The sequence below is a fragment of the Pseudomonas sp. NPDC088885 genome (assembly GCF_044750025.1).
Taxonomy (GTDB): Bacteria; Pseudomonadota; Gammaproteobacteria; order Pseudomonadales; family Pseudomonadaceae; genus Aquipseudomonas; species Aquipseudomonas rustica.
Genome location: NZ_JBIVJB010000049.1, coordinates 425 through 14,422 on the forward strand (window position 1 = coordinate 425; position 13,998 = coordinate 14,422).

Genomic DNA, 13,998 nt, shown 5'->3' on the forward strand with positions numbered 1-13,998 from the left:
AGCGACAACGATGGCGTTTGCGACAACGTTGACAAGTGCCCGGACACCCCAGCCAACGTAACTGTTGACGCTGACGGCTGCCCAGCAGTTGCTGAAGTTGTTCGTGTTGAGCTGGACGTTAAGTTCGATTTCGACAAATCTGTTGTTAAAACCAACAGCTACGGCGACATCAAGAACCTGGCTGACTTCATGAAGCAGTACCCATCCACCACCACTACTGTTGAAGGTCACACTGACTCCGTCGGTCCTGACGCTTACAACCAGAAACTGTCCGAGCGTCGTGCAAACGCCGTTAAGCAAGTTCTGACCAACCAATACGGTGTTGAATCGTCCCGCGTTCAGTCTGTTGGCTACGGCGAATCCCGCCCAGTTGCTGACAACAAAACTGACGCTGGCCGCGCTGTAAACCGTCGCGTAGAAGCGCAGGTTGAAGCTCAAGCTAAGTAATTAGCTGCCGCTCTGAGGAAAGCCCGGCTTAGGCCGGGCTTTTCTTTGTCTGCGATTTGAGTTTCTGGCTTTAAAGATCGCAGCCTTCGGCAGCTCCTACAGGGCGCATGCAGGCTCAATGTAGGAGCTGCCGCAGGCTGCGATCTTTTGATTCTCTGCGAAACCAGCCACTGCGCCGATGACCAGTATCGCAGGGCTCTTCAATTGAAATCTGTAGGCCGCTTCGCTCATTGCCGTCAGAACACTCCGGCATTCACGTTGATGAGGCAGTGAAGCGTTTTCGATCATCGCCACCGGCGTATCCGCTGCCATTCCTCCGGCCAATAGCTGATCACGAATCTCGTCGAGCTTGGCCACGCCCATGTACACCACCAGTGTCGTGCCGCCCTGCGCCAGCGCCTGCCAGTTCAACTCGCTGTCATCTTGCGTGTGCGCCGTCACCAGCGTTACCCCACGCGCGACACCGCGCAGCGTCAGCGGGATGTCGCACTGAGTCGCACCGGCCAGCCCGGCGGTGATGCCGTTAACCAATTCCACCTCAACACCACGCTCACGCAGCCACTGCGCCTCTTCGCCGCCACGGCCGAAAATGCACGGATCGCCGCCCTTGAGCCGCACCACGCATTTGCCGTGACGGGCATAGCGCAGCATCAAGCGATGGATAAAGGCCTGCGGCGTAGAACGGCAGCCGCCGCGTTTCCCCACGGCGATAATCCGCGCGTCCGGGCAGTGTTCCAGCACCGCGTCATTGACCAGATCATCGATCAGCACCACATCGGCTTCGCGTAACGCGCGCACGGCTTTGAGGGTCAGCAATTCAGGATCGCCGGGGCCAGCGCCCACCAGCCAGACTTTTGCATTCATGGAATCTTTCCTCATCAGATGACCGCGACCGGCTGCACATTGGCAGCCAGCAGACGTTTTATTTCCGGGACGCAGGAACCGCATTGCGTGCCGCACCCCAGTTGATTTTTCAAACTTTGCAGATCGAGACCTTGGCGAATGCCGGTGCACACTGCGTCGAGGCTGACGTTTTTGCAGTTACACACCGTTTTCGCCGTCATCATTGGTGCTCCGGCATTACCCGGTGGCGCACTCATCGGCGCCAGCAGCCAGCGACGCAGTTGCTCGTCGGCGCGGCCCTCCAGCCACAGGCCTTGCAGCCAATGCTGTGCGAGGGTTTCGCCGGCCAGACGAATTGCGGTGATCCGGCCGTTCTCGATACGCACGCGTTTGCCAATCGCGCGGCGAGGGTCGTCATAGGCCAGCACCGGGCCATCGATCAGCGACAGGCAGCGGTCGATTTCACCCAGCAACTGTGGATCCGGTGCTTCGCTGCTGGCAGCGCGTATCAGCAACGCCGATCGTTCACGTCCGACAAGGCTGAGACTCACGTAGGAAAACGCCTCACAGAGTGGTCGTAGCGTCTCGAAATGCTGTTGAACATTGCCTTCGATGAGTGCGAACAGTTGCCACGGCAGATTCACCGCTTCCAGGCGCACGCCGCTGTGTTTCAGTTCCGGTTGTTTCGACAAAGGATCGAACGCCGGCAAGGTCAGGCTGTTGACGCCGCCCTTGAGAAAACGATCGCCCCAGTGCATCGGCAGAAAGGCCTGGCCCGGACGCACACTGTCATCGCTGCCAACCGCGACGATCACCGCGCCACGTCGGCTTTTCAGATTGACCAGATCACCCGGCTGCAAGCGATGCCGACGCAATTCGTCGGGGTGCAAACTCAACACCGCTTCGCTGACATGACCGAACAACTGCGCTGCCGTGCCGGTACGGCTCATGCCGTGCCACTGATCGCGCAGGCGTCCGGTGATCAGCGTCAGCGGGAAACGTGCATCTCGTTGTTCCTTGGCGGCGCGATACGGGTCGGCGATGAACTGCGCTCGACCATTTGCCGTAGGAAAAATACCGTCGACGTACAGCCGCGCCGTGCCTTGCTGCGCGCCTGTGGGGAAGGGCCATTGTTGCGGGCCGATCTGGTCGATCAAGGCATGGCTGATTCCGGATAAATCCAGATCGCGGCCACGGGTCAGCCCTTTGAACTCATCGAACAACTGCGCAGGCTGATCGAAAGAAAACAGGCTCGGCGATTTCGGGCGCAGACGTATCTCCAGACGCTGTGCGAAATCCACCGTAATCGCCCAGTCCGGTCGTGCTTCACCGGGTGGGAGAATGGCTTTGCGTACGTGGGAAATGCGCCGTTCGGAGTTGGTGACCGAACCTTCCTTCTCGCCCCAACTGGCGGCCGGCAACAGCAGGTCGGCGAAAGCCGCCGTCTCGGTGGTGCGAAAAGCTTCTTGCAACACCACAAATGGGCATGCCTCAAGCGCTGCACGCACCGAGCTTTGATCGGGCATGGATTGCGCAGGGTTGGTACAAGCGATCCACAACGCTTTGATCTTGCCGTTGCGCACCTGCTCGAATAGTTCGATAGCGCTGAGGCCGGTGCTGTCTGGCAATTGATCCACGCCCCAGTAAGCCGCCACTTCGGCGCGGTGCTCAGGGTTGGCGGCATCACGATGGCCCGGCAACAGATTGGACAGGCTGCCGGTTTCCCTTCCGCCCATGGCATTCGGCTGACCGGTCAGAGAGAAAGGCCCTGCACCCGGACGGCCGATTTGTCCGGTTGCCAAGTGCAGATTGATCAGTGCGCTGTTCTTCGCGCTGCCGGCGGTGGACTGGTTCAAACCCATGCACCATAACGACAGAAAACTCGGCGACGTGCCGACCCATTCCGCGCATTGCTGCAATTGCTCGACACCGATCCCGCACAGTTGCGAAACCATTTGCGGGGTGTAATCGCGCACCAGACTTTTCAGTTCGGCCAGGCCATCGGTGTGTGCCTTGATGAAGTCGCGGTCGATCCAGTCTTCCCACAACAACAGGTGCAAAATCCCATGGAATAAAGCGACATCGGTGCCCGGCAGAATCGCCAGGTGCAGATCCGCGAGGTCGCAGGTGTCGGTGCGCCGTGGATCGATGACGATGACTTTCATCTGTGGACGCAGGGATTTCGCCTCTTCCAGACGACGGAAAAGTACCGGATGGGCGTAGGCCATGTTGCTGCCGACGATCATCACGCAATCGCTAAGCTCCAGATCCTCATAACTGCACGGCGGCGCATCGGCGCCGAGGCTGCGCTTGTAGCCGACCACTGCCGAAGACATGCACAGTCGCGAATTGCTGTCGATGTTGTTGGTGCCGACCAAGGCCCGCGCCAGTTTGTTGAAGGCGTAGTAATCCTCGGTGAGCAATTGCCCAGAGATGTAAAACGCGACACTGTCCGGGCCGTGTTCGGCGATGGTCTCGGCAAAGACATTGGCAGCGTGTTCCAGCGCCGTGTCCCAACCGGTGCGGCTGCGCGCCAGACTTTTGCCCAGGCGTAATTCTGGATACAGGGCACGGGCCGCGAGGTCGCCGGTGAGGTGCAGCGTTGAGCCTTTGCTGCACAGTTTGCCGAAGTTGGCCGGATGCGCCGGATCGCCGCTGACGCCGAGGATGCGCTCGCCGTCATGCTCGATCAGCACGCCGCAGCCGACCCCGCAATAACAGCAGGTCGAGGCGGTCGTCTGGCGGCTCATCAGATGGCGTCCCGCAGAGCCAACTGCACACGACCGTTCTCGACCCGCGCCGGGTGATGGTGCGCGCAGCCGATGTCCGGCGCCTGAGCTTCGCCGGATTCAAGGTCGATCTGCCAGTTGTGCAGCGGGCAGGCGACGCGTTTGCCGTAGATCAGGCCTTGCGAGAGTGGTCCGCCCTTGTGCGGGCAGCGGTCGTCGAGGGCGAAAACTTCGTCGTCGCTTGTGCGAAAAATCGCGATGTCACCTTTCGGCCCGGCAATGATCCGCGAACCGAGGGCGTTGATTTCTTCAAGGGCACAGATATCGAGCCAGTTCATGCTGGCACCTCCAGATTTTTCACCGGGATCACGTCGAATTCTTTCTTCAATTGCGGCTGGGCCAAACGTTCTTTCCACGGATCCTGTTCGAACGACAGGGAGAATTGCAGGCGCTCGTTCAGGGCTTTGCGGCGTTCCGGGTCTTCCAGCACAGCTTTCTTGATGTGCTCCATGCCGACCCGTTGCAGGTAGTGCACGGTGCGTTCGAGGTAGAAGGCTTCTTCGCGATACAACTGCAGGAAGGCACCGTTGTATTCGCGGACTTCTTCGGCGGTTTTCAGCTTGACGAAGAATTCGGCGACCTCGGTTTTGATCCCGCCGTTGCCACCGATGTACATCTCCCATCCGGAATCCACGCCGATAATTCCTACGTCCTTGATCCCCGCTTCCGAGCAGTTGCGTGGGCATCCGGAGACAGCCAGTTTCACTTTGTGCGGCGACCACATGTTGAACAGGTCGTGCTCAAGCTCGATGCCCAACTGTGTCGAGTTTTGTGTGCCGAAACGGCAAAACTCACTGCCGACGCAGGTCTTCACCGTGCGAATGGATTTGCCGTAAGCGTGGCCGGACGGCATGTCGAGATCCTTCCAGACACCGGGCAAGTCCTGCTTTTTGATGCCGAGCAAATCGATGCGCTGCCCGCCGGTGACCTTGACCATCGGCACGTTGTATTTGTCGGCGACGTCGGCTATCCGCCGCAATTCCGAAGGATTGGTCACGCCGCCCCACATCCGTGGCACCACCGAATAGGTGCCGTCCTTCTGGATGTTGGCGTGGGCGCGTTCGTTGATCAGACGCGATTGCGGGTCGTCCTTGGCTTCGCCGGGCCAGGTGGAAATCAGGTAATAGTTGAGCGCCGGGCGGCAGGTCGCGCAGCCGTTCGGCGTGCGCCAGTTGAGGTAATTCATGGTGCCGGCGATGGTCAGCAGGTGTTGCTCGCGAATGGCCTGGCGGATCTGTCCGTGGTTGAGGTCGCTGCAACCGCAGATGGCTTTTTCGCTTTTCGGTTTGACGTCGGCCGCGCCGCCTACGGTGTTGATCAGGATCTGCTCGACCAGCCCGGCGCAGGAGCCGCAGGAGCTGGCGGCTTTGGTGTGTTTCTTCACCTCATCGACGCTGAACAGGCCGTGTTCCTGAATGGCTTTGACGATGGTGCCTTTGCACACGCCGTTGCAGCCGCAGACTTCGGCGGTGTCGGCCATGACCATGGCTTTGTCCTGGCCCTGATGTCCTACATCGCCTAACGCATTTTCGCCAAACATCAGGTGATCGCGGATCTCGCCGATGGCGTGATTCTCACGAATCTGTCGGAAATACCAACCGCCATCTGCCGTATCGCCGTACAGACACGCGCCGACCAGCACGTCATCCTTGATCACCAGTTTTTTGTACACGCCGCCGATCGGGTCGGAGAGGGTGATGGTTTCCGTGCCTTCGCCACCCATGAAGTCGCCGGCGGAAAACAGGTCGATGCCGGTGACTTTCAATTTGGTCGAAGTCACCGAGCCCTGATAACGGGCGAACCCCAGTTGTGCGAGGTGGTTGGCGCAGACCTTGGCCTGTTCGAACAGGGGTGCAACCAGGCCGTAAGCGATGCCGCGATGGCTGGCGCACTCGCCGATCGCGTAGATGCGCGGGTCGTAGGTTTGCAGGGTGTCGTTGACCAGGATCCCGCGATTGCACGGGATGCCGGCCTTTTCCGCGAGTTCGGTGTTGGGACGAATGCCCGCAGCCATCACCACCAGATCGGCGGGGATGATGTCGCCGTTCTTGAATTGCACCGAGCCGACCCGACCATTGCCCGCGTCGTGCAGGGCTTGGGTTTGTTCGCACAGACGGAAATGCAGGCCACGGGATTCGAGGGCGCTTTGCAGTAACTGGCCACTGGTTTTGTCCAGTTGCCGTTCAAGCAGCCACTCACCGATGTGCACCACGGTGACGTGCATGCCGCGCAGCATCAGGCCGTTGGCGGCTTCGAGACCGAGCAGGCCGCCACCGATGACGACCGCGTGTTTGTGGGTTTTTGCCGTGTTGATCATCGCCTGGGTATCGGCGATGTCGCGGTAACCGATCACGCCGTGCAGGGTGTTGCCCGGGATCGGCAAAATGAACGGCGTCGAACCGGTGGCGATCAGCAGACGATCGTATTCGGCCTCGGTGCCGTCGTCGGCGATCACTCGGCGTTTGACCCGGTCGATCTCCACCACTTTGCGGTTGAGCAGCAACTTGATGTGGTTTTCCAGGTACCAGTCGAGGTCGTTGAGGACGATCTCTTCGAAGGTCTGCTCACCGGCCAGCACCGGCGAGAGCAGGATGCGGTTGTAGTTGGTGTGCGGTTCGGCGCCGAAGACGGTGATGTCGTACAGCTCGTTGCTCAGTTTGAGCAGCTCTTCGAGGGTACGAACCCCGGCCATGCCATTGCCGATCATCACCAGTTTGAGTTTTTTCATCAGGTTCTCCGGGGAGCTGCGGCTGGCCTCTTGTGGGCAGTCAGGCCGTGCTCGAGAAATTTTGCGCAAACAAAAAAAGGCGTCCCGCTAGTTGCCTAGCGAGGACGCCTTTGTCCTGGTCCCGTTCTCTCGGGAAGCGCAGCCTTCGTCGTTGAAGGTTGGGCTTTATGTGTGTTGGGTGGGGTAATGCAGTGGTTGTGCCAAGTGGCGGTGGGGGCGGGTTTATTGGGGGTGACGGATTTTGAGGGTGGATTTTTTGCACTGATTCGAAGCAGGTTGCTCGTTCGTGGGGCGCTCAGGCGGGTGGATTTTTGGTGATTGGGCTGACGTCATCGCGAGCAGGCTCACTCCTACAGGGGAACGCATTTCAAATTGTAGGAGTGAGCCTGCTCGCGATGGCCGCGACGCGGTGTCAGTGATGAAACAACAAAACCAGTAACACCAGATTCCCGAGCAATGCCAGCAACGCCATCGTCCGCCACACCTTCAACGGCTCACGCTCCAGCAACGGCCGAGGCCGCACGCTCAAACTGCGCCGCTCGCCCTGTTCCAACACCAACAACCATTCTTCCGCTGTTTCGAAGCGTTGCTGCGGATCAGCCGCCACGCCGCGCTCCAGACTCTGCGCCAGCCATTCCGGTAGATCCGGTCGATAACGCCCGGCACTCACCGCCAGTCCAAATCGCGGCCGCTGAAACGCTTCGATCTCGCCATAAGGAAAATGCCCCGTAAGCAGGAAATACAGGGTCACGCCCACCGCGTACAAGTCCTGCTGCGCACTCGGCGGATCACCGCGAAAGCCTTCCGGGGCGATATAACTCGGCGTCCCCGGCAACGTCGACGGTGCGTCTTCGGACAGTCCCGGGCAATACGCCAGGCCAAAATCCAGCAGCCGCAGCTCACCGTCATCCCCCCAATGCAAATTCTCCGGTTTGATGTCCCGATGCAGAATCTGCCGCCGATGCAGCAGCCCGACTGCACGCAGCAGGCGTTCGGCAATGTCTTGCCACTGCGCCAACGGTAACGCCCCGTTTTTTTGAAAAACCTGCGCCAGCGTCTTGCCGGAATATTCCCGCATTACGTAGTACAAATGCTGACGCTGATTGCACGCATGGACTTCAGGAAAATGCCGTCCGGCCACACGTTTCAGAAACCATTCCTCGGACAACAGCGCTTGCCCGGCACAGGAATCATCAGCGGAACGTGTGGGCAGGGTTTTCAACAGCCACGTTTGACCTTGGCTATCCAGCGCGCGATACAGCGACGATTGCTGGCTCTGCGCGACGATGCCTTGCACCTGCCAGCCTTCAAACAACTGGCCAGGTTTCAGCGGCGGCGGCAGTGGCCATTGCTGCAAATGCATCAGTGCATCGCCAAAACTCGCCTCGCCAACCGCATCGACCCGCACCAGCAAAGCGCTGGCGTTGTCTTGACTGCCGGCCAGATGCGCGGCGTTGACCAATGTTTGCGCCGCGCTGTGCAGATCCGGCTGATCACGCAGGATCGCCGCAATCGCGGTATCGCCCAGGGTTGACCAGACGCCATCACTGAGCAGTAAAAAGCTTTCGCCGTCACGCAATTCACCGTCGAGAAAGTCCAGCACCAAATGTTGATCCAGCCCGAGCGCACGCTTGAGCACATGCTGCATGCCCGGCTGCTCCCAGACGTGATCTTCGCTGATGCGCTGCAACGTGTCGGCGTGCCAGCGATACACCCGGCAATCTCCTACGTGGGCCAAGGTAAAGCGCCGACCGCGCATGACCAAAGCACTGACAGTGGTGAGTAACGGCTGCCCACCGCCATTGGCCTGCAACCAGCGATTTTGTGCGAGCAGCAAGCGGTCGAGGGCCTGCGCCACGCTCCAGGTTTCCGGGGTGGCGTAATAGTCGAGCGCCAAGGCCTGCAAGGTCGAGCGCGCGGCGAGGCCGCCATCGGCGCATTGGCTGACGCCGTCGGCGATGGCGAACAGGTAACCCTTGCTCGCCGCCAGTGCCGGGGCCGGCGTGACCAGGCGCACAGCGTCCTGATTCTCCGTGCGCGGCCCGGTGGCGCTGGCTTCGGCGAAACTCAGTTGCAAGGCCATCGACGCCTCAGACCCGCGCCGCCGTCACCGCTGCCGAACCCCATGTGGTCCTCCAGCGACGCTTGACACCGTGCAGGCCAAACCACGCCAGCACGCCAAGGCTGGCGAACAACCACAGCGCCAGTTGATAGCTGCCGGTGCTCTGCTTGATCGCACCCATGCCCGCCGCCAAGGCGAAACCGCCAATACCGCCGGCCATGCCGATCAGCCCGGTCATTACGCCGATTTCCAGACGAAAACGCTGCGGCACCAGTTGGAAAACCGCACCGTTGCCTGCCCCCAAACCGAGCATGGTGCAGACGAAAAGGGCCAGCGCCGCGTAGGAACTTGGCAGGTTGAACCCGACGGCAGCGATGCAGATGGCGGCGACGGTGTACATCGCCAGCAAGGTGCGGATGCCACCGAAACGGTCAGCCAGCGCGCCACCCAATGGGCGCATCAAACTGCCGCCGAACACGCAAGCGGCGGTGTAGTAACCGGCGGTCACCGGGCTCAAACCGTATTGATCGTTGAAATAGCCGGGCAGGGCGCTGGCCAAGCCGATAAAGCCGCCGAAGGTGACGCTGTAGAAGAACATGAACCACCAACTGTCGCGGTCGCCGAGGGCTTTGAAGTAGTCGGTCATGGCTTTGGCTTTTGGCCGTTCCGGCGCGTTTTTCGCCAGCCAGGCGAACAGCACCAGCGTCAGTATCAGCGGGATCAAGGCGAAGCCGAAAACATTGCTCCAGCCGTAAGCGGCGGCGAGCACCGGGGCGAGCAGCGCGGCGAACACGGTGCCGGAGTTGCCCGCGCCAGCGATGCCCATGGCTTTGCCCTGATGCTGCGGCGGATACCATTGCGAGGCCAGCGGCAGGGCGACGGCAAACGAAGCGCCGGCCATGCCGAGGAACAGGCCGAGGATCAGCGCTTGTTCGTAACTGTGGATGCCGATTTTCCAGGCGCCGAACAAGGCGCAGATGACGATGACCTGGCCGATCAGCCCGGCGGTTTTCGGCGACAGTCGATCGGCGAGCATGCCCATGATGAAGCGCAGAACGGCACCAGCAAGGATCGGCGTGGCGACGACGAGGCCGCGTTGTTGTGTGGTCAGGTGCAGGTCGGCGGCGATCTGCACCGCCAAAGGGCCGAGCAGATACCAGACCATGAAACTCAGGTCGAAATAGAGGAAGGCCGCGAACAATGTCGGGGTGTGGCCGGATTTCCAGAAGCTTGAATTCATCGCGCACCTCAGCTGAAAAGAGTCTCGAAAGGAGTCATGCAACAGCAGGTGGGGCGCCGCACGGCCGCACCACCGGCCCCGGTCTGTGGGGCCAAAACGCAAAAACGCCGCTACCTGCTGCGCCGGGTGGGGCGAACGGGTGAGCGACGTCTTTGTCGTGGGTGGGGCAACCGCCGTTGGTTACCTGAGGGAATGCTTAGCTAGATTTGTGCCAACAGCGGGAAATCAAAAGCCCCTCACCCTAGCCCTCTCCCGGAGGGAGAGGGGACTGACCGAGGTGTCTGGCGTCAACCGTCGACCTGACAAACCGAGTCGATTATGGATTCACAGCAGAAATCGCAGGTCGGCGTAAATCGCGAGCATCCCCCAATCAGTCCCCTCTCCCTCCGGGAGAGGGCTAGGGTGAGGGGCTTTTCAGCGGTGAAAACACCTCAACCCAACAACTCACTCATGGCAATAATCTGCTCCGCCACTTGAATCAGCTTCTGCTGCCGGCTCATCGCCTGGCGCCGCATCAGCGTGTACGCCTCTTCCTCATTGCAGTCCTTCATCTTCATCAACAAGCCCTTGGCCAGCTCGATACGCTTGCGCTCCGCCAGTTGCTGATCGCGCGCCTGCAACTGCGCACGCAACGCCTGATCACTCTCAAATCTTGCCATTGCCACATCGAGAATCGGCTGCAACCGCTGGGCGTGAATGCCTTCGACGATGTAGGCACTGACCCCGGATTTGATCGCCTGACGCATCACCCCCGGATCATGCTCGTCGGTAAACATCACGATCGGCCGTGGCTGGTCGCGGCTGACCAGCACCACTTGTTCCATAACATCGCGGCTCGGTGACTCGGTATCGATCAGGATCACGTCCGGGCGCACCGTTTCGACGCGCGCGGGCAGGTCGATGGTCAGGCCGGATTCGTCGATGACTTCAAAACCGGCTTCGGTCAGCGCCGCTTTCAGACGCCCGACTTTTTTCGCGGTGTCGTTGATCAGCAGAATGCGCAACATGTTCGCGTCTCCTGTCAGCGACGGGCGAGAAGGGCTGAGTCGTCGCTCATGGCGTGCAGTTTGAAGCTGCGCGCATAAGCGGCCGGGTCGCTGCCGTCCCAGATTTTGCCGTCGAGCAACTGGCTGCTGCGCATGTCGGTGCCCCACGCGGCGACGCCGACTGCGGTGGCAGCGTCGCGATACAGATCGAGCTGCTGAACCTGACGGGCGACGGCGAGGTAATCCGGATCCTCGCGCAGCAAACCCCAACGACGGAACTGGGTCATGAACCACATGCCGTCGGACAAGTACGGCAAATTCACCTCGCCATGGCCGTGGAAACGCAGCGCATGAGGATCCTGCCAGCGGTTGCCGAGGCCATCGGCGTAATCACCGAGAAAACGCGGTTCGATGCACGCCACTGGCGCGTCGAGATATTCCGGCGCGCTGAGCAACTGCGCGGTGCTGCGGCGGTTTTCCGGGCTCTCTTCAATGAAACGGCTGGCTTCAAGTATCGCCATCACCAACGCGCGTGCGGTGTTCGGGTATTGCTCGACGAATTCGCGGGTGCAGCCGAGGACTTTTTCCGGGTGATCGGGCCAGATGGTCTGGCTGGTGGCGAGGGTGAAGCCGAGATCCTGCTGTACCGCGCTGGCGGCCCACGGTTCGCCGACGCAAAAACCGTCGATGCGCCCGGCCTGCAAGTGCGCGACCATTTGCGGCGGCGGCACCACCACGCTGTCGACATCCTGCAGCGGATGAATGCCCTGACTCGCCAGCCAGTAATAAAGCCACATCGCGTGGGTGCCGGTGGGGAAGGTCTGGGCGAAGGTGAGTTTTGCGCGGCTTTGGTGCACGTGGCGATCCAGCGCGTCAGGACTGGTCACGCCGAGGTTCTGCAAACCGTGCGAAAGATTCAGACTCTGACCGTTCTGATTGAGGCCCATCAACACGGCCATGTCGGTCGGCGCGACACCGCCGATGCCCAGGTGCACCGCGTAAATCAGCCCGTACAAACTGTGCGCGGCGTCGAGTTCGCCGCTGACCAGTTTGTCGCGCAATCCTGCCCAGGAGGTCTGGCGCTTGAGGTTCAGGGTCAATCCGTAAGGCTGAGCAAAGCCTTGCGTGGCCGCGACCACCACCGAGGCGCAATCGCTCAGGGCCATGAAGCCGAGGTTGATTGCACTCTTTTCCGGAGCATCGCTGCCGTTGACCCAGGCCAGCGGCCCTACCGAAGGTTCATTCATCCAACGCTACCTCGAAAAAAAACGCCGCCGCGGACTTTGCGCAGGCAAAACCCGGGACGACGCCATTGTCCTTGCCCGCACGCCGCCATTGGCCTGCAAGCTGATAACGATGCCGGTGCAAGGCATATGCCACTCGCCGCGATTTGCGCGTGCGCCTCGCGCGGTGGGGCGATGCCCGGCTATAATCGCCGCCTCTTTTCGCCGCCCGAGTCAAAGCCGCCCATGTACACCCTGGCCCGTCAGATGTTGTTCAAACTTTCCCCGGAAACCTCCCACGATCTGTCGCTGGATCTGATCGGCGCGGGCGGACGTTTGGGCCTCAACGGCTTGCTGTGCAAGGCGCCGGCAAAAGTCCCGGTGACCGTCATGGGCCTGGAATTCCCCAACCCGGTGGGTTTGGCGGCCGGTCTGGACAAGAACGGCGCAGCCATCGATGGCTTCGCGCAACTGGGTTTCGGTTTTGTCGAAATCGGCACCGTGACCCCGCGTCCACAGCCGGGCAACCCGAAACCTCGGATTTTCCGTCTGCCGGAAGCCGAGGCGATCATCAATCGCATGGGTTTCAACAACCTCGGTGTCGATAACCTGCTGGCGCGCGTGGCGGCGGCGAAATACAAGGGCGTGCTGGGCATCAACATCGGCAAGAATTTCGACACGCCGGTTGAGCGTGCGGTCGATGATTACCTGATCTGCCTGGACAAGGTCTACGCCCACGCCAGCTACGTGACCGTCAACGTCAGTTCGCCGAATACCCCGGGCCTGCGCAGCTTGCAGTTTGGTAATTCGCTCAAGCAATTGTTGGCCGATCTGGCCACGCGCCGTGCCGAACTGGCGTTGCGTCATGGCAAGCATGTGCCGCTGGCGATCAAGATCGCGCCGGACATGACCGACGAAGAAACCGCGCAGGTGGCGCAGGCGCTGATCGACACCGGGATGGACGCGGTGATCGCGACCAATACCACCCTGAGCCGTGTTGGCGTTGAAGGCATGGAACATGGCGACGAGGCGGGCGGTTTGTCTGGCGCTCCGGTGCGTGAGAAGAGCACCAATACGGTGAAAGTGCTGGCGGGTGAGTTGGCTGGGCGGTTGCCGATTATTGCTGCTGGCGGGATTACTGAAGGCAAGCATGCGGCGGAGAAGATTCTCGCGGGTGCGAGCCTGGTGCAGATTTACTCGGGCTTCATCTATAAGGGCCCGGCGCTGATCCGTGAATCCGTAGACGCAATCGCCGCCCTGCGCAAATAACTGTGAGGGGCTTTTGTGGTGAGGGAGCTTTTGTGGCGAGGGGATTTATCCCCGTTCGGCTGCGCAGCAGTCGTGAAGTCAGAACCCTCAATTGACCTGACACACCGAGGCGGATGGTTTTGGGGCTGCTTCGCTGCCCAACGGGGATAAATCCCCTCGCCACAGTGATCTGTGTATCGGCATTCTGTGACAGGCATAAAAAAGGGCTCCTCGAAGGAGCCCCTGGGCCGTAGCCCGCCGTCCGGGAAGGACGTGCATGGTAAGTCGTTACAAATTCAGATTGTCGTGTCGGAATTAATGCCCTGTGTCAGCCGACGGCGTGAAGTTCGTTGAGTCTGTGGATTCCCGCAGTGCCGGTCATACCGTCCCAGTTGTCGCCGCGTCCTTCTCGCCAGCCGTTAATCCAGGCTT

General features: G+C 60.6%; 10 protein-coding genes and 1 pseudogene. 2 read left to right on the forward strand and 9 right to left on the reverse strand.

Translation table 11 applies throughout. The features are described 5' to 3' along the window. A partial coding sequence (locus ACIP1X_RS18385; RefSeq protein WP_400754110.1) for an OmpA family protein occupies positions 1 to 447 on the forward strand: 447 nt, incomplete at its 5' end. A 96-nt stretch (positions 448 to 543) separates the two neighbouring features. Here the strand turns inward: ACIP1X_RS18385 and cobA are convergent. The 8 genes from cobA to ACIP1X_RS18425 all read right to left on the reverse strand — a co-directional run bounded on the left by cobA (position 544) and on the right by ACIP1X_RS18425 (position 12,342). Continuing rightward, a complete protein-coding gene (gene cobA / locus ACIP1X_RS18390; protein WP_400754113.1) occupies positions 544 to 1,311 on the reverse strand; it encodes a uroporphyrinogen-III C-methyltransferase in 768 nt (255 codons plus the stop codon). Between the two features lie 14 nt (positions 1,312 to 1,325). Then, positions 1,326 to 4,040, reverse strand: a complete 2,715-nt coding sequence (locus ACIP1X_RS18395) for a molybdopterin-dependent oxidoreductase (RefSeq protein WP_400754116.1) — start codon at positions 4,038 to 4,040, stop codon at positions 1,326 to 1,328. Then, the gene (gene nirD / locus ACIP1X_RS18400; protein WP_053118721.1) at positions 4,040 to 4,357 is read right to left on the reverse strand and encodes a nitrite reductase small subunit NirD; all 318 of its coding nucleotides are present in this window, start codon (positions 4,355 to 4,357) and stop codon (positions 4,040 to 4,042) included. Before nirD ends, ACIP1X_RS18395 begins: the two co-directional genes overlap by 1 nt. Continuing rightward, positions 4,354 to 6,807, reverse strand: a complete 2,454-nt coding sequence (gene nirB / locus ACIP1X_RS18405; RefSeq protein ID WP_400754119.1) for a nitrite reductase large subunit NirB — start codon at positions 6,805 to 6,807, stop codon at positions 4,354 to 4,356. Before nirB ends, nirD begins: the two co-directional genes overlap by 4 nt. A 412-nt stretch (positions 6,808 to 7,219) precedes the next feature. Beyond that, complete coding sequence (locus ACIP1X_RS18410; protein WP_400754122.1) at positions 7,220 to 8,890, reverse strand: protein kinase; 1,671 nt, start codon at positions 8,888 to 8,890, stop codon at positions 7,220 to 7,222. Between the two features lie 7 nt (positions 8,891 to 8,897). Then, positions 8,898 to 10,109, reverse strand: coding sequence for a NarK/NasA family nitrate transporter (locus tag ACIP1X_RS18415; protein WP_053118728.1), 1,212 nt, complete (start codon positions 10,107 to 10,109; stop codon positions 8,898 to 8,900). Between the two features lie 431 nt (positions 10,110 to 10,540). After that, complete coding sequence (locus tag ACIP1X_RS18420) at positions 10,541 to 11,116, reverse strand: ANTAR domain-containing response regulator (RefSeq protein WP_007916390.1); 576 nt, start codon at positions 11,114 to 11,116, stop codon at positions 10,541 to 10,543. A gap of 14 nt (positions 11,117 to 11,130) precedes the next feature. Beyond that, complete coding sequence (locus tag ACIP1X_RS18425) at positions 11,131 to 12,342, reverse strand: CmpA/NrtA family ABC transporter substrate-binding protein (RefSeq protein ID WP_400754125.1); 1,212 nt, start codon at positions 12,340 to 12,342, stop codon at positions 11,131 to 11,133. Between the two features lie 222 nt (positions 12,343 to 12,564). Between ACIP1X_RS18425 and ACIP1X_RS18430 the strand changes: the two genes are divergently transcribed. Then, positions 12,565 to 13,587 (forward strand): quinone-dependent dihydroorotate dehydrogenase, encoded by a 1,023-nt coding sequence (locus ACIP1X_RS18430; RefSeq protein ID WP_400754128.1) that lies wholly within the window; start codon positions 12,565 to 12,567, stop codon positions 13,585 to 13,587. A 307-nt stretch (positions 13,588 to 13,894) separates the two neighbouring features. Here the strand turns inward: ACIP1X_RS18430 and ACIP1X_RS18435 are convergent. Beyond that, a pseudogene (locus tag ACIP1X_RS18435) lies at positions 13,895 to 13,998 on the reverse strand (ribosome modulation factor); the annotation flags it as partial.